The following is a 15,261-nucleotide window of genomic DNA, read 5'->3' as shown; positions in this document are numbered from 1 at the left end:
TTGCAATATTGCGATTAATTAAAGCAAAAAAAATGCTCAGCAGCATTTTTCGAATGTGACATGATCTGTAAAGAAAATATTCAGATCGCTTTTTATTTTCGACCACACTTTTTCATCGATACAATAGCAGACGCTGGTACCTTCTATGTTCCCCTTTATGATCCCAATGCTCTTTAATTCTTTCAAGTGCTGGGAAATCGTTGCTTGCGCCAAACCAAGCTCATCCACCAGATCATTACAAATACAAGCTTGCTGCCGGATGATATGTTGCAGTATAGCAATACGGGCAGGATGTCCTAATGCTTTCAATATGGAAGCAAGTTCATTTTGCGCATCAGTAAACATTTCTGTCTTGGTCAGTCCCATCTGGTCTTCTTTATATCGCAATATTACGATTAAACAATTAACTACCAAAATTTTTATCTTCTGCCAGCCTTGAGGCCACTTCATTTCGCATTGAACCTGGCTTATACATTCTGAGGACTAGCAGCTTCTTCATGAGCGGTCACTTTAGGTTTGATGGTCATGCCAAGCGTTAAGGGAATGATGAGGAACAATTGGAAGATGTTGAATAGGGTCAATATAGGATCAAACTCAAAGTTAAGATCAAGCACAGGAGAGAGCGCACCGTCGATTAAATAAGCCAGAAGAAGGCACAGCATGGTTGCGATCATTGTCGCTTTTCTGAAGGCAATGCCAACTATTTTATGCAAAACGGTAGTGAATACGATAGCAACAAAGAATGAATTGATGATCGCATATAAGATCATGGAATTACCCGATATGCCTATTAAAGGGCCGATTACGAAAGAGCTTACCAGGAACAGGACAATGGTTGCGATAACAAGCTTGATCAAAGTGGTCAGGCTTTTTACTTTTAGTCCCGTAAACAAGGCAGTAGCAAATAGCACCAGGAAGCCCAATCCCGTTACAAGACCTTTATCCCGGTCTGTAAAGTGGTCTGTTGCCCGGCATAACATAGTCCAGACAATGGTGAGGATAAGAAAGATAATGATCGTTCTGGCAAACAGTAAGCGGTTGAAGGTAATGGCTTTCATGGCTGCGGTATGGCCGGCCGGTGAAGGATAACGCTTCCCGGACTTGGTCGATTTTTGGGACAATGTAAAGGTAGCACAAAAGCCGGCAGCCGGCCCGCGCAACGTTAATCTATTCTAAAAGCCGCTTAAAAAGACCTGTCTGTTAATCTTTTGGGTAGCTGCTGCGTTATTCCCATAAGAATCAAAACACAGCTGTCATGAACAAGAACAGGCTTTCTTCCACTATGCAGGAAGGACTCAACAAACAAATGACACAGGAGGCCTGGGCTGCCCAGGTATACCTGTCCTATGCCTCCTGGGCCGCCGATGAAGGCTATAACGGCATTGCCAACTTCCTGTTCCGGCACGCCAACGAGGAACGTAATCATATGATGAAATTCCTGGAGTACATTCTCGAACGCGGCGGAAAAGTAAGGGTGGACCCTATTGCGAAGCCGCCGGATGATCCAACCAGCGTTCAGAACTGTTTTGAGAAGGTGTTTCAGCAGGAAATAGATAATACTACTGGTATTTATAAGCTGGTTAAGCTGAGTCATGAAGAATCGGATTGGGCCACCTGGCATTTCCTGCAATGGTTTGTACAGGAACAGACCGAAGAGGAAACCCTGGCCATGGGCCTGCTGGATAAGATCAAAGTGGCTGGCGGGGAAAATGCTTCTGCAGATGCTTTGTATAATCTCGACCGCGACCTGGCCAGAGCGCCGGATGAAGCCGAGCTTGCGGAAAGCAAAACGGTTGAAAATCCCTGATACAGGCTTTCTTAGCGATAATGCGGCCCGGTCTTTTGACCGGGCTTTTGCTGTTTTAAGCATATTTAACCGCATTTAACCTTGTTTAACCACCATTGGCGCCGGCCCGGGTTAGGTTTGCGTATCTAAATTCATCAAAAAAGAAACCATGAATTACCGCAAACTTCCTGTTGCCTTATTTTGCCTGCTACTGGCGGCTACCACTACCGCACAACGCTATACCGACCTGCGTATCGTAGGGATGACGCCTTCCGATGGGACGGAGATCGCTAATGGCGATAGCGCCCGGGTGCAACTCATGTTGGGCAACTTTGGCCCTGATACACTGCTTACGACCGACACCATGTATTTTCTTGGCAATCTGCTGAACCTCCCGGACAGCGCCCGTGCAGCCGGGCTTTCTTCCAGTCCTTTTCCTCCTGGTGCATTGACTGTTTTGCAATTTGGCAGCCTGGCGACGATCCATAATGACAGAACAAGCGCTTCCGACACTACCGTAACGCTTTGTATCCGCGTGGTGACCGGTAACCTCATGACACCGCCCATTGCTTCAGCGGCCATGGATACCTTACCGGAAAACAACGAGCGTTGCCTGACGGTAATCCTGAAAGGCAAACCGGACCCCACAGCAATTACACAGAAAAAACAAGATAAAGGGATATTCAGCATATCGCCCAACCCGGCCGGCGATAAGGTGACCTTTGCCCTGGATGGCATTACCGAAGGACCATTTACGGTAACACTGACCGATATTGCCGGGCGTACACTGACGATGAAAGAATACAGCTGGCAACCGGGGCAACCGGCCCGTTGGCAAATGGATGTTTCCCACCTGGCGCCCGGTCTTTACCAGGCGAGGATACAAACAGGAACGCGTATCAGCACAGGTAAGCTGGTGATCCGTCGCTAGCCTGTCATCTGGCGTTTTTAGCTTAGTTTTGCCGGTCTATCGATATGGATACTGCAAATGACAATATGCGGCTTGCCAAGCGAATGGCCGTGCTGGGCTATTGCTCGCGAAGGGAAGCCGACGAATACATTCTCAAAGGCTGGGTACAGGTAAACGGGCAGGTGACCCGCGAAAAAGGTATGAAGGTGACAGAAAAAGATGTGATCACCCTCAACCAGTTGGCGCATCGCCAGCAAGCCGGAAGAGTGACCATACTGCTGAACAAACCCGTCGGCTATGTGAGCGCTCAGCCCGAAAAGGGTTACCGGGCGGCAGCAGAATTGATCGTTCCGCAAAACCAATGGCAGGAAGATAAAAGCGGTATCCGCTATAACGACCGGCAAAAATATGGCCTGGCGCCGGCCGGTCGCCTCGATATCGACTCGGTTGGCCTGCTGGTACTCACACAGGATGGCCGTGTGGCCAAACAGCTGATCGGCGAACAGAGCGGCATCGAGAAGGAGTACCTGGTAAGGGTTACCGGCCGGATCGCGGAGAACGGGCTACGTTTATTGAACCATGGACTGAGCCTCGACGGTGAAAAGCTGCGTCCGGCTAAAGTGACCTGGCAGAACGATGACCAACTTCGTTTTATCCTCAAGCAAGGCAAGAAACGCCAGATCCGCCGTATGTGCGAGCTGGTAGGCTTGCATGTGGTAGGTCTCAAGCGTATCCGTATGGGCAAAGTGCATCTGGGCAAGTTGCCGCCGGGTAAATGGCGTTACCTGCGCGAAAACGAAAGTTTCTGATCCTGCAATAAAGATAATTGTGCACCATTTCTCTCTCAGTGAGGCGGCGGCACGTTACGATCTCCGTCATCCTTTGCACCCCCTTGCCTATCGCGTAGCGACCTTTGCGGTTTATCGCACAGTTTCTTCCTTTAGTAAATCTTAAAACGATATCGCCGGCAGCAGCAACACCATTATTGGCCCGTGTATACCCTGCCCAATTAATACGCCGCAGCGTGGCGCTGCGGCGTATTAAAATACTTACAGGTTGTCCTCCAAGGGTAAGCGCTAATTATAGATCTGTCCCAGGAGGTCGCGGAACTGGAAGCCCTCGGTAAAGCGTGTCTTACCCAGCTTCTTGAATTCGTACAGGCCCCAGAGCAGGAATTCCATCAGGAAATACCGATCCGCTTCGGAAACATCATGCTGATACTTTTGAATAATTCCGTACAACGGTCCCGCCTGGTCCAGCTGCTGCCGGTATACCTCGTCGGTATCTTCATCCATCAGCTCTATTTCGTTTTCAGCAAACCAGTCAATCGCTTCCTGGTATGGCGTCTTTTCTTTAGGGCGCTCCAGCTTTTCGATCTTTGGAAAGTAAATGGGGAATAAGGTCTTAATCGCGTTGCCGATCAGGTTTTCGGCCACGGTAGCCGCGCCTTCCTGCTCGCCTTCGTATACCAGCTCCACTTTCCCCGTAATGGCCGGGATCACACCCATAAAGTCGGAGAGTCGGACCGTGGTTTTTTCCATACCGGATTTCAACGCTCTTCTCTCGGCGGTGCTCAGCAGGTTTTCATAAGCAGTAATGCTCATCCTGGCGCTCACACCGCTTTTAGCGTCTACATATTCGCTGTTGCGCGCCTCGAAGCCGATCTGTTCGAGCAGGTCTTTTGCCAGCGAGGGCACATGGATCACGTCGCTCTGCCTGCTGTCGAGCCGGGCTTCCTGCTCGGTGATCTGGCGGGCGATCTTAATGTTCTCTGGATAGTGCGTCAATATCTGGGAACCAATACGGTCTTTCAAGGGCGTAACAATGCTGCCCCTGTTGGTATAATCTTCGGGATTAGCCGTGAAGACAAACTGGAGATCCAGCGGCAGCCTCACCTTAAAGCCCCGTATTTGGATATCGCCTTCCTGGAGTATATTGAACAGGGCCACCTGTATCCTGGCCTGCAGGTCGGGCAGTTCGTTGATCACGAATATGCAGCGGTTGGCCCGGGGTATCATACCAAAGTGGATAACCCGGTCATCGGCGTAGGACAGCTTCAGGTTGGCTGCTTTGATTGGGTCGATGTCACCTATCAGGTCGGCTACGGTAACATCGGGCGTCGCCAGCTTTTCGTAGAACCGCTCGTCGCGATGCAACCACGCAATGGGCGTATCGTCGCCTTTTTCGGCAATGAGATCGCGCGCAAAGCGGGATATAGGGCGGAAAGGATCGTCGTTGATCTCCGAACCTGCTACAAAGGGGATCCATTCATCCAGAAGGCTCACCATCAGGCGGGCCAGCCGGGTCTTGGCCTGGCCACGCAGGCCAAGCAGGTTGATATTGTGGCGGGACAAGATAGCGCGTTCCAGTTCCGGGATCACGGTATTTTCAAAACCCCATACACCTTCAAATACCGTTACGCCTTCCGCGATCTTCTGACGCAGGTTTTGGCGCAGCTCGTCCTTGATGCTTTTACTCTGGTAACCGGCTTGCTTCAGCGCGCCGAATGTCTTTATCTGTTCTGTATTCATGTTTTCTTTGAAAAATTTATTTGTTTATCTCCTGCTGGTCTTTTCGACAAGCGCCTGGACCGGCAGTTCGATTGCTAAGTCTGTCCAAGCAATCTGCTGTTTATCCGTTTGTCCTTAAGGCTTCCGGATTATTTGATCCGCTTTTTCCGGTTTGCTTCATAATCTTCAAAGATCATTTCGCCCAGGCCTTTGAGCCCTGTATAGAAAGCCTTGCCCTGGTTGGCTTCTGTAAAATGACTGACAAAGCGTTGCAGGTAGGGGTCGCTGGCGATCATGAAGGTAGTAATGGGAATATGCAGCTTCCGGGCCTGCTGGGCCATGGTATAGCACTTGTCCACGATGTACTCGTCCAGTCCTACGCTGTTCATATAATAAGTGCCGTCCGGCTCCCGTACGCAGCTGGGCTTACCATCGGTGATCATAAAGACCTGCTTGTTGGTATTGCGTTTGCGCCGCAGCAGGTCCATGGCCAGCTGCAATCCGGCTACCGTATTGGTATGGTAAGGTCCCACCTGCAGGTAGGGCAGGTCGCCGATCGTTATAGGCCAGGCATCGTCGCCAAATACCAGGATATCCAGGGTGTCTTTGGGATACCGTGTTGTGATCATTTCGGCCAGAGCCATGGCGACCTTTTTGGCGGGCGTAATGCGGTCTTCGCCATACAGGATCATGCTATGGCTGATGTCGATCATCAATACCGTGCTCATCTGCGACTTGAACTGCGCATCTTCCACCACCAGGTCATTTTCGGTAAGGCGGAACACATCAGCGCCGTTATTGATCTGGGCATTCTTCAGGCTTTCGGTGAGGGAAATGCGGTCGAGACCGTCGCCGAAATGATACTCCCTGAATTCACCGGTATGTTCGTCACCATTGCCGGCATACTTGGTCTTGTGGTTACCGGAGCCGCTCTTTTTGAGGTTGCCGAAGATCTGCTTCAGCGCCTGTTGCCGTATGGCCTGCTCGGTCTTGGCCGTAATGCCCAGTCCGCCCCCGGAGCCGTCCGGCTTCACTTCTTCCCTGATATAGCCCTTCTTTTTCAGGTCTTCGATAAAATCATCGATAGTGTATTGATCATCGGTCAGCTGGTATTCCACATCAAGCTCCCGTAGCCAGGTAATGGCTTCGTCGAGGTCGCCGGAAGTGTGGGTGATCAGTTCGGTGAAGATTTCGAAGAGTTTGTCGAAAGGAGCAATATCAGGCGGTTCGTACTGTTTGAACAGGAACCCTTTCCGTTTATCTGTTTCCATAATAACCGTAAAATTAAGGCTATTGGCGTTAAGCCTTTATCAATTTTATATTCGACAGATAAGGATTTTCGATGGCAGTACAGTCCTGGGCCGGAAGTCCCGTTAGGGCCGCAACCAGCAAGTCATCAGCGGGTAGGGCGCCCTGCCGAGCGCTTCAGCCTGGCGGGGCTCGGCGGTCATTCCCGCCCATTGCAGCATGGGCACGCCAAAAGTATGGCCCGATTCGAATTCTGCTACAATAGTGCTGCCGCCGCCCTGGTAGCCTTCATCGTGCAATACGAAGCCGGGATCGAGCGACAGGTGCTTGCAGGCGGCAAAGGACCAGGCGATCGCCATCATTTCTTCTGCCGCCCGGTTGTCGCGCTGCGCTATGGTATCGCCGCAAAGCTGCTGCCTTTCCTCAGGCGGCACTACGGCAATATGGCCCGCTTCGTGGAGGATATCGCCCGGATGCCGGAGCCGGTCACGATCAACCCGAATATGTCCGTGTTCGATTTGCAATCCTGGCAGAAAAGTGTCGCCGGAAAGCGTGCAAAAATCGACCGGGATGCCGATCGATCGTATAAAGGCGATAGCTCGTTCAAATGATTCCATAGTATTTCTGTCGGCAGGTTTCGGGAGCCATGAGGCTATCCCTAGCCTGTCAGGGCATAAAAGTAAGGGTTTGCGGCACATGTATGCGTTCCTGCTTCGCCGGAACGGGATACCAGCAAGGATCACAGCTTAATGCTGAAGCCCATCTCCGCAGCGATGGTTATCCTGTTCCAGGCATTGATCGTGGCAATGGCCATGACCACCTGGGCCAGCTTTTCCGCTCCGAGCAAGGCTTTGGCCCTGCTATGGGTGGCTTCCGTCAATCCCTGCCGGTGTATAAAAGTGATCTCTTCCGTCATTTCGAGAATAACTTTTTCGGTCTCCGTGTAAATATTGGTTTCACGCCATGCATCCAGCAGGAACATCCGTTGCGGGTCTTCACCTTGGCGGAGGGCATCGGAGATATGCATTTTGATACAGAAGGCGCAATGATTGATCTGGGAAGCACGCACTTTGATCAGGCCTTTTTCGACCGGCGACAACTTTGTCGTCTGCAGGTACTTTTCCAGCCCCAGCATGGCCTCATAGCCGGCCGGCTGCAGCGTCTCAATATTCATCCTTGGTTCCATCACTCTTTTTCCGGCAAATCTATCAATTCCGAAGCGATTTACAGTTTCCACAGACAAAGGGTGCTGTATACATGAAAAAGTATCAGTGACTATCCCCGCATCGGAAACTAAATCCCAGGCGATGATCAGGACCAGAATTTATTTCTGTTTTTAACCAGCCTGCGCTGGCCACAAAAAATAGCGGAGCATTGTTTTTTTGTAGCCTTCTAGTTTTCACGCCAATCCCTTGTGTCCTTTGCGTACTACTTAGCACTCTTAGCGGTTAACAACACGTCCTTTTCTTAAATGCTTCACTAAACGGCATTGGAATATAAAATACCAATTTGCGGGTATTGACATGTGCCTTGGAAAAGACCTAGCTTTAGCTTTTTCAAATAGTCACTATGACGCGTAAAATGATTTTGTGCTTTTCCCTGATTTTGTTGCAGCATACACGGCTTCCGGCCCAGGAGCAGCCAAAGCCGGTATTTCCGAGCACTACATTTAATAAGGAGGAGGCCAATAGTTTGCTCAATAACGGTACCGCCACGCTGAATGGTGTGGTGCTGAAAAAGAAGCGCAACCCGGATAATACTTATCTGGGTATCGTCGTCACACTTTTCCCCTGTACAGCCTATTTCGACGACTGGTACGCGCTGCAGAAGAAAAATAAAAAGGGAAAGACCATGGCCATGATGTCGCCCGAGGCTTACTCCTACCGTATCGTGACCAAAGCATCGGATGAGGACGGTACCTTTTCGTTCCATGGCCTGAAGCCCGGCCGGTATTACCTGCAAACGATGGTTCGCCAGGGAAAGATGAAAACAATGCTGAATGAAGTGGGCACATCAACTACCGTGGGTTACAATGTATTCGGTCAGGCCGTATCGACCTATACTGAGCCTATCTATGAGGAATTCAAGTTGTTTTATGATACAAACGACCTTGTAAAAACTTTTATTGAAGTGACTGCCGAAGGGCAGGTCGTAAACGTTAAACTCTAAAGGACGCCACAATGCTCATAAAAATACCTGCCTGCCTCGCTTTATGCCTGTCACTATTTTTTTCCGCATCTGCGCAGGTGGTCCGTTTCCCCGATCCTGCATTCAAACAGGCCTTGCTCGGGAAAGCAGACACTGATCATGATGGAGAGATCGATGCCACTGAAGCAAAAAAGGTCACTAAGATGTATCTCGAAGATACCCCATTTACGTCTATGGAGGGTATCAAAGCGTTTAGCAACCTGGAAGAATTTGGTACTTATAAGAACAAAATTGACCAGGTTGACTTGTCGGGCATGACCAGCCTGAAGCGGCTGTATCTTATCGGCGGCGATATCCGGTCGATCAATCTCAAGGGCTGCGTCAACCTGGAGCACCTGTACCTGACCGGCAATAAGCTGAAAGAAGTAGACTTTGCGTCCTTCAAAAAGCTGACGGCCCTCGCACTGAACTATAACCAGCTGACCAAGGCCGAGATCAGCAATTTCCCCGCATTGAAAGAAGTCAGCCTCCAGGAAAACCAGCTCAGCGATTGCCGTATCAGCGGCTGCCCCAGGCTCGTCAAGCTGGAACTGCAGAAAAACAAGCTATCCGGCAAACTGGATCTTACGGGCTTTCCCGAGCTTGAATATTTCGATGCAAGCTATAACCAGCTGGCCTCCGTGGATATTCGCGGCTTGGCTAAACTAAAGTCATTTTCCTGTCTCTATTGTGCGCTCCGTACCATAAATGTAAGCGGCGCCCAGAGCCTGGCCGACATCATCTGGTAACATCGGGAGCGTCCATCCAGGATAGAGCAGATATGCTTGTCCTGTAAATATCCATGAAGAGATCAGCTTTCCACGGCTGCTTTCAGGTGAATGCCGGTATGCGATCGAGGGGCGGTGATCAGGGCCGCAGGTGTGCCTTCAAACATCACTTGTCCGCCCTTATGGCCGCCTTCAGGGCCCATATCAATGATCCAGTCGGCATTCTTGATCACCTCCAGGTTATGCTCGATCACAACGACCGTATTGCCTTTGTCGACCAATCCTTCAATTAGCTCGATCAGGCGCCCGACGTCTGACAAATGGAGACCGGTGGTCGGCTCATCCATGACATATATGCTTCCCTTTTTATGCAATTCGCTGGCCAGTTTGATCCGCTGGCATTCGCCGCCGGAGAGTGTGCTCAGGGGTTGGCCCAGTGTCAGGTATTCCAGTCCCACCTCGATCATCATACCCAGCTTCCTGGCAATATCTTTTGCGGTAAAAAAGCCGCTTGCTTCGCGTACCGTCATGGCCAGCACATCTGAGATGGATTTCCCGTTCAATTGGTAGGCCAGCACTTCTTCTTTGTGACGTTTGCCCTCACAGATCTCGCAAGGCGTCTTTACCCCTTCGAGAAAGGCCAGATCGGTATAAATAACACCAGTACCCTGGCAGTTTTCGCAGGCCCCTTTGGAATTGAAAGAGAACAGCGAAGCGTCAACCTTATTGGCAGCCGCAAAGGCCTTGCGGATAAGGTCCATGGTGCCGGTATAGGTCGCGGGATTGGACCGGCTGGAGGTACCTACCGCCGACTGGTCGATCACGATGGCCTGCGGATAGGCGCCGAGGAAGGCCTGGTGGATCAGCGAGCTTTTGCCCGAGCCGGCGACACCTGTCACTACGGTCAGCACACCTTCGGGAATATTGACCGATACATCGCGCAGGTTATTGGCATTGGCGCCGGTAACGGGCAGCTGGCCGCGGGGCGCGCGACAAGCGGTCTTCAACGGAAGATGCTGCTGCAGGTACCTGCCGGTAAGCGTATCGGTGCGCAACAGGCCTTCGAGATCGCCTTCATACATAATCTGTCCGCCTTTGGTACCAGCGTGCGGACCTACATCCACCACATGATCGGCAATACGGATCACGTCGGGATCGTGTTCCACTACAATGACGGTATTGCCCTTGTCACGAAGTTTTTGCAACAAACCGTTCAGCCGGTAAACATCCCTGGGATGCAGGCCCACGCTGGGCTCATCAAAAATGTAGAGCACGTCGATAAGGCTGCTGCCCAGGTGCTTGACCATTTTTACCCGCTGTGATTCGCCGCCGGACAGTGTATCGGTTTCGCGGTTCAGGGTCAGGTATTCCAGGCCCATGTCTACCAGGTGCTGCAGACGCTCGGTGAGCGTCCTGATCAGCGGTTCTGCTACGGGCTCGTCGATATGCTGTAAAAACGGGATGAGCTCGCCAACTTCCGTCGCCGACAGTTCGGCGATATTCTGCCCGCCGATCCGGCAGGATAATGCCGCTTCATTAAGCCTTGCCCCTTTACAGGCAGGGCAGGGGCCCTCTTGCAGGAAAGGCATGATCATCTTTTGGGTCCGTTCAGAAAGGGTTTTGATATCCCGTCGGATATAGGCGCGATCAAACTTTTCTACTACGCCCATGTAGGTGGCGTTCATATTGCCCTCGCCAAGCCGCAGCTTGAATTTTTTGGGTTCACTGTACAACAGCAGGTCCATTTCCTCCTTACTGTAATCGGCCAGCTTCTTATCCACGTCAAAGAAACCGCTATGGGCATACATGTCCTTCTCCCAGGAGACCAGCCCCGGCGCCGTGATCGCACCTTCTTTCAGCGATTTATCCAGGTCCACAAACTTCGAAGCATCGAATTGCAGCTTGCGGCCGCGGCCATTACATTCGAGGCACATCCCTTGCGGGTCGTTGAAAGAAAAGGCATTGGCATAGCCTACCCATGGTTTTCCTACCCGTGAAAACAGCACACGCAATACCGGTGAAATATCGGTGATGGTGCCCATCGTGGAATGAGAGCCGCCACCCAGGCGTTTCTGATCGACCACTACTGCCATGCTCAGCTTTTCGATCGCATCGGCATCGGGTTGGGGAAATTTGGGAAGCAGGTTGCGGATAAACATACTGAAGTTCTCGTACAGCTGACGCTGCGCTTCCGTAGCGATGGTATCAAATACGATAGAGGATTTGCCGGAGCCGGATACACCGGTAAAAATAATGATCTTTCGTTTGGGCAGGCGGAGATCAACATTTTTGAGGTTGTTCTCTCTTGCACCGCGGATCTCGATGAATTCAGGTATCATAGCTGTAGCGGGGAAATTTTTGAAGGGCGTACAAATTAGGGAAAATAAATGGATGCAGCATTTTTTTTAAAAAAATATAATAAAAGAGCGACCGGGCAACATGCCTTCCCATGCTAACTGTATACACAGCATAAAAAACGCGGCCGAATGTTTCCATTCAGCCGCGCTTGTTCTAGCGTTCTTAGGCCTTTCTATCGATTCAATACAATCTTCTTAGCGATGCTGGCATCCCCGGTAGCGATATTTACCAGATAGGTGCCATTGGCATAGCCGGTCATATCCAGTGCAAATTCGTTGGAGCCTACATTTTTCAATGCAAACGTTCCCATCTTGGCGCCGAGAATATTAAACACAGTAACATTCAGGTCGGTCAGTTTGGTGAAGTTTGTCTTCACCCTTACAAAACCGGTGGTAACAGGATTGGGGTAGAGACTTACCGAACTGTTGAGCAATTGCTCCAGCTCTTTAATGCCTACAGGGCTAAAATCGGAACAATCCGATTTGGTAGCATCCAGTATCATGGTAGCGCCGCCATTCAAAGGATCAAGCCAGGTCTTCAGCTGGCTCTGCGGGCCGGCAAAAGCGGGAAATGCTGTCTGGTCGTAGACATTATCCCAGGCGTAAGAAATTTTGGAGTATAAAGCGTTGAATCCAAGCGGCGCACAATCGCTGGTGCCATCGGGGCCGCCGGAAAGATCGCCCACAAGGCGACCATCTTTATCAAACAAGCCGCTTCCCGATGAGCCTTCCTCGGTACCGCCTGCTGCTGCAGTTATATTCCAGTGCGTGGCGGGTACGGAGGTTTGGTTAAATTGTCCGCCAGCCAACACACCATCTGCAGTGACCAGCTTTTTGAAGTCGCCGTGAGGATGGTGAAAGCCGATAAAGAAATCATATTCCGGCAGATTGGCGATATTGGTATTACGGTTCCAACCCGCCAGGTATACATCATAGCTGGCCGGAATGGGGTCTGCCAGTTCCAGCAATATAAAATCTGCTACCAGGGAATGGGCCGGGATAGGAAAGGAAGGATTGTTGGAACGCGCCCTGAAGCTGGCGCCGGTGAGGGTGCGCTTCAACGGATCGTTGGCCACAGTGCCGTCACAGGCCACAGATTGGTAATGGGTTTCAAAGCGCCACAGCGAGTAGTTGGCATCATCTCTGTGTGTAGGGCTGTCACAGTGCGTAGCGGTCAGCATCAGCGGCTTGCAGGTGCCATCCTTCACATTACCGGTATTGTTCATCATGGTGCCTGAGCACACCCCTTTTCCAGGAATGGTTACTTTAACGGTAGCTTTATTCTGCCTACCATAACGATCTGCCTGTGGACAATTGGCATTGACATTGCAGGGGGAAGATCCGGCTGTGGGGCGAGCAACCGGCAACTGACCATCCCCGGCAAACCGGAACAGATCGTCGGCGCCACGATAATAGGCAGATATGCCGTTGATGTGTAAACCGATGTCGGAGACGGTAACGCCGGCGTCTACATCCAGCTCCAGGTAGGCAGTGCTGCCCTGTACCGGTTCATTGGTAAAGTTGCCGAACCGGTTATTGTTGCTGTGGGTATAAGCGCCCAATATTTGTCTGCCGTTCTCATTAGCCAGGTAAAGGCGTACACCTTTGGGCAGGGAAAATTTGTCGTAATAAAAATCCAGTCCCTGCGCCTTCTCGACGTGTACTGATGCACGCCATACCTTACTGCCATCAGCCCTGTAAGACCATCTGCCACTGTTCAGATCAATATCTGTATTGATCAGAGCCGCAACACGATAGGGCTTTGCTGCGCCGGATACGGCATCTTGAAGGTCTTGCGCCTTATACGTTTCATAGTCGGGGGTGGCGAGCTTAATGGCAGCCACCTCGCTTGTCATTGTTCCCTCCTTTATAGATTGGATGCTCCAGGGAATGCCACCTTCGCTGATCTGGGCATTTGCCGTACCTGTGATGATACAGGCAAGCGCTGCCGCCAAATAAATCTTATTCATTCGTTTATCGGTTTTTTTTCGGTGTATAGAAAGAAATGCTCTGATGAAAGACACCTGCAAGAGATGTCAGTACTATCCGGATGTCGCAATGGTAAGGTACACGCCGCCGGTCGCAGTGGTAACGCGTAACAACCGGCAAGTCAAAAATTCTTCGTTTATCCCTGGCGAAGCACTTTGGCATGAATGGTATTGAAAAACTCCGGTTTGAGCCCAGGAAAGGTTGCGATATGTTTCTGTGAAATACGATTGGCCAGCTGCGGAAAATGCGATACGTATGCCTGTGTCCGGTTACAAAAAATTTTGGCGGTCTGTTGTTATTCCCGCAATTTTAAGCCCTGAGGAATAACATTGGAACAGCTTGCCACATAAAGCAGCGCAATCTTTCGTTGCCGGCATGGATCAGGTAGGTTATTGTTTATGGAATTTAAATTTTGACCGTTTATGAAATGGCTATGGCACGCCTTCTTTTGTATATTTAGTTTATTGCTTGCAGCTTGCGGGGAACCCAGGGATGGGCAAACGACAGGCGACAGCGATACGCTTTCTTCCGGTCAAACCGGCAATACAGTCCAGGTGAGCGACACCCTCCAATATATCGGGGCAGCGTCGAACAACGACCGCTCGTCTTTTTCGTTCATTAACCGGAAGCTGGATACCATAATCGTCCGGTGGAATAATCCCAATGCCGGCCTGACGAATAAAGCCGTTTTTCGCTGTATCTGGACCAAGACGCAACCTAGTGCGGGCAGCGCTGCAATAAATGAGATGAAAGTATGTGAAGCATTGGCCCTGCCGCCTTTCGTGAACCCCGATATTAAGCCGGCCGACCGCAGGATAAGCTATCTCTTTTATGCCAATGGCGGCACTATCGGTTATCTGAACGATGGCACGGTAGTCGGTTGTCCGCGATGTGATGCCAACGCCGGCAACGCAGAAAAGATGCTGACCGATCCACCCATGGGGACCTATGTGGTGCTCAAAGACGGCTCTCTACTCGTAAACGGTGAGTCGATCGAAAGACCCGAGATAAAAAAGGAATGGAACGAATGGATGATCTTCGATACAAAGGAAAAGTGGGATGCGTTTGTCAATGATGTAGACGATCTGTCTACTGCCCGTAACCAGCAATACCTGCTGCAATTTGTCAATGGCTACCTGCAGCAACTCGACCGGAATAAAGGTCCGGAAGCTGAGCGGAACTGGGTCCTTTCTAATGAGAATGTAACCGATTCGTTCAAATACCAATACCGGCAGTTACTGGCACAGACTGAACCATTGGAGGCAGATCCGGTCCTGGACGCACAGGATTCTCCCGGGGGGCAACTGGTCATTCATTCTTATAGCGAAGAGGACCGGTATTTCTGGCTAAGCGCCGGAGAGGGAAATGAGATGGTGCTGGTGGCGCGGCTAAAGCTGGAGCGGGGCAGGTGGCTGGTAGATGGCTGCGGTGCTGTAAACATTCCCGCAAACAAGCGGCTGCACCGCTAATTGATAGCAACGCAACTACAGTCCGTTGTACAGCGATAAACAAACGAATTATCCTTTGAATCGATGGTGGCATACTC

At 50.8% G+C, this 15,261-nt stretch carries 14 protein-coding genes; 6 read left to right on the top strand and 8 right to left on the bottom strand.

The features are described 5' to 3' along the window. Positions 1–36 precede the first annotated feature (36 nt). Positions 37–366, bottom strand: coding sequence for an ArsR/SmtB family transcription factor (locus tag DZK30_RS13805; protein ID WP_118974743.1), 330 nt, complete (start codon positions 364–366; stop codon positions 37–39). Positions 367–467: 101 nt separating this feature from the next. Continuing rightward, on the bottom strand, positions 468–1,058 hold the full coding sequence (locus tag DZK30_RS13800; RefSeq protein ID WP_162903087.1) for a hypothetical protein: 591 nt from the start codon (positions 1,056–1,058) through the stop codon (positions 468–470). Between the two features lie 197 nt (positions 1,059–1,255). Between DZK30_RS13800 and DZK30_RS13795 the strand changes: the two genes are divergently transcribed. The 3 genes from DZK30_RS13795 to DZK30_RS13785 all read left to right on the top strand — a co-directional run bounded on the left by DZK30_RS13795 (position 1,256) and on the right by DZK30_RS13785 (position 3,505). Next, positions 1,256–1,807 carry a ferritin gene (locus tag DZK30_RS13795; RefSeq protein ID WP_118974741.1) on the top strand — a complete coding sequence of 184 codons (552 nt, stop codon included), beginning with the start codon at positions 1,256–1,258 and terminating at the stop codon, positions 1,805–1,807. 148 nt (positions 1,808–1,955) lie between these two features. After that, positions 1,956–2,717: a T9SS type A sorting domain-containing protein gene (locus DZK30_RS13790; RefSeq protein ID WP_118974740.1), complete on the top strand. Its 762-nt coding sequence runs from the start codon at positions 1,956–1,958 to the stop codon at positions 2,715–2,717. 44 nt (positions 2,718–2,761) lie between these two features. Next, the gene (locus DZK30_RS13785; RefSeq protein WP_118974739.1) at positions 2,762–3,505 is read left to right on the top strand and encodes a pseudouridine synthase; all 744 of its coding nucleotides are present in this window, start codon (positions 2,762–2,764) and stop codon (positions 3,503–3,505) included. A gap of 267 nt (positions 3,506–3,772) precedes the next feature. Here the strand turns inward: DZK30_RS13785 and DZK30_RS13780 are convergent, their stop codons facing one another. The 4 genes from DZK30_RS13780 to DZK30_RS13765 form a co-directional block, all read right to left on the bottom strand. After that, the gene (locus DZK30_RS13780) at positions 3,773–5,227 is read right to left on the bottom strand and encodes a magnesium chelatase (protein ID WP_118974738.1); all 1,455 of its coding nucleotides are present in this window, start codon (positions 5,225–5,227) and stop codon (positions 3,773–3,775) included. A gap of 128 nt (positions 5,228–5,355) precedes the next feature. Then, a complete protein-coding gene (locus tag DZK30_RS13775; RefSeq protein WP_118974737.1) occupies positions 5,356–6,477 on the bottom strand; it encodes a vWA domain-containing protein in 1,122 nt (373 codons plus the stop codon). 102 nt (positions 6,478–6,579) lie between these two features. Further along, positions 6,580–7,071: a hypothetical protein gene (locus DZK30_RS13770; protein WP_118974736.1), complete on the bottom strand. Its 492-nt coding sequence runs from the start codon at positions 7,069–7,071 to the stop codon at positions 6,580–6,582. Between the two features lie 122 nt (positions 7,072–7,193). Continuing rightward, on the bottom strand, positions 7,194–7,640 hold the full coding sequence (locus DZK30_RS13765) for a carboxymuconolactone decarboxylase family protein (RefSeq protein ID WP_118974735.1): 447 nt from the start codon (positions 7,638–7,640) through the stop codon (positions 7,194–7,196). A 383-nt stretch (positions 7,641–8,023) separates the two neighbouring features. Between DZK30_RS13765 and DZK30_RS13760 the strand changes: the two genes are divergently transcribed. Both DZK30_RS13760 and DZK30_RS13755 read left to right on the top strand, forming a co-directional pair. Beyond that, a complete protein-coding gene (locus tag DZK30_RS13760; RefSeq protein ID WP_162903086.1) occupies positions 8,024–8,623 on the top strand; it encodes a prealbumin-like fold domain-containing protein in 600 nt (199 codons plus the stop codon). Between the two features lie 11 nt (positions 8,624–8,634). Beyond that, positions 8,635–9,390 carry a leucine-rich repeat domain-containing protein gene (locus DZK30_RS13755; protein ID WP_162903085.1) on the top strand — a complete coding sequence of 252 codons (756 nt, stop codon included), beginning with the start codon at positions 8,635–8,637 and terminating at the stop codon, positions 9,388–9,390. Between the two features lie 62 nt (positions 9,391–9,452). Here the strand turns inward: DZK30_RS13755 and DZK30_RS13750 are convergent, their stop codons facing one another. Both DZK30_RS13750 and DZK30_RS13745 read right to left on the bottom strand, forming a co-directional pair. After that, entirely contained in the window at positions 9,453–11,708 is a 2,256-nt protein-coding gene (locus DZK30_RS13750) for an ATP-binding cassette domain-containing protein (RefSeq protein ID WP_118974732.1), read from the bottom strand. A gap of 191 nt (positions 11,709–11,899) precedes the next feature. Next, the gene (locus DZK30_RS13745) at positions 11,900–13,696 is read right to left on the bottom strand and encodes a T9SS type A sorting domain-containing protein (RefSeq protein WP_118974731.1); all 1,797 of its coding nucleotides are present in this window, start codon (positions 13,694–13,696) and stop codon (positions 11,900–11,902) included. Between the two features lie 441 nt (positions 13,697–14,137). On the opposite strand from DZK30_RS13745, the gene DZK30_RS13735 reads away from it, so the two are divergent. Further along, on the top strand, positions 14,138–15,184 hold the full coding sequence (locus tag DZK30_RS13735) for a hypothetical protein (protein ID WP_162903084.1): 1,047 nt from the start codon (positions 14,138–14,140) through the stop codon (positions 15,182–15,184). The last annotated feature ends 77 nt before the right edge of the window (positions 15,185–15,261 follow it).

The organism is Taibaiella koreensis (assembly GCF_003545715.1).
Taxonomy (GTDB): domain Bacteria; phylum Bacteroidota; class Bacteroidia; order Chitinophagales; family Chitinophagaceae; genus Taibaiella; species Taibaiella koreensis.
Note: the sequence above shows the minus strand (reverse complement) of the source record. Positions and strands in the feature narration are given on the sequence as shown.

Coding starts and splice junctions, on each gene's coding strand:
- DZK30_RS13735 (WP_162903084.1), top strand. CDS start 14,138: ATGAAATGGCTATGGCACGCCTTCTTTTGTATATTTAGTTTATTGCTT.
- DZK30_RS13750 (WP_118974732.1), bottom strand. CDS start 11,708: ATGATACCTGAATTCATCGAGATCCGCGGTGCAAGAGAGAACAACCTC.
- DZK30_RS13800 (WP_162903087.1), bottom strand. CDS start 1,058: ATGAAAGCCATTACCTTCAACCGCTTACTGTTTGCCAGAACGATCATT.
- DZK30_RS13765 (WP_118974735.1), bottom strand. CDS start 7,640: ATGGAACCAAGGATGAATATTGAGACGCTGCAGCCGGCCGGCTATGAG.
- DZK30_RS13805 (WP_118974743.1), bottom strand. CDS start 366: ATGGGACTGACCAAGACAGAAATGTTTACTGATGCGCAAAATGAACTT.
- DZK30_RS13775 (WP_118974737.1), bottom strand. CDS start 6,477: ATGGAAACAGATAAACGGAAAGGGTTCCTGTTCAAACAGTACGAACCG.
- DZK30_RS13780 (WP_118974738.1), bottom strand. CDS start 5,227: ATGAATACAGAACAGATAAAGACATTCGGCGCGCTGAAGCAAGCCGGT.
- DZK30_RS13760 (WP_162903086.1), top strand. CDS start 8,024: ATGACGCGTAAAATGATTTTGTGCTTTTCCCTGATTTTGTTGCAGCAT.
- DZK30_RS13790 (WP_118974740.1), top strand. CDS start 1,956: ATGAATTACCGCAAACTTCCTGTTGCCTTATTTTGCCTGCTACTGGCG.
- DZK30_RS13785 (WP_118974739.1), top strand. CDS start 2,762: ATGGATACTGCAAATGACAATATGCGGCTTGCCAAGCGAATGGCCGTG.
- DZK30_RS13770 (WP_118974736.1), bottom strand. CDS start 7,071: ATGGAATCATTTGAACGAGCTATCGCCTTTATACGATCGATCGGCATC.
- DZK30_RS13795 (WP_118974741.1), top strand. CDS start 1,256: ATGAACAAGAACAGGCTTTCTTCCACTATGCAGGAAGGACTCAACAAA.
- DZK30_RS13755 (WP_162903085.1), top strand. CDS start 8,635: ATGCTCATAAAAATACCTGCCTGCCTCGCTTTATGCCTGTCACTATTT.
- DZK30_RS13745 (WP_118974731.1), bottom strand. CDS start 13,696: ATGAATAAGATTTATTTGGCGGCAGCGCTTGCCTGTATCATCACAGGT.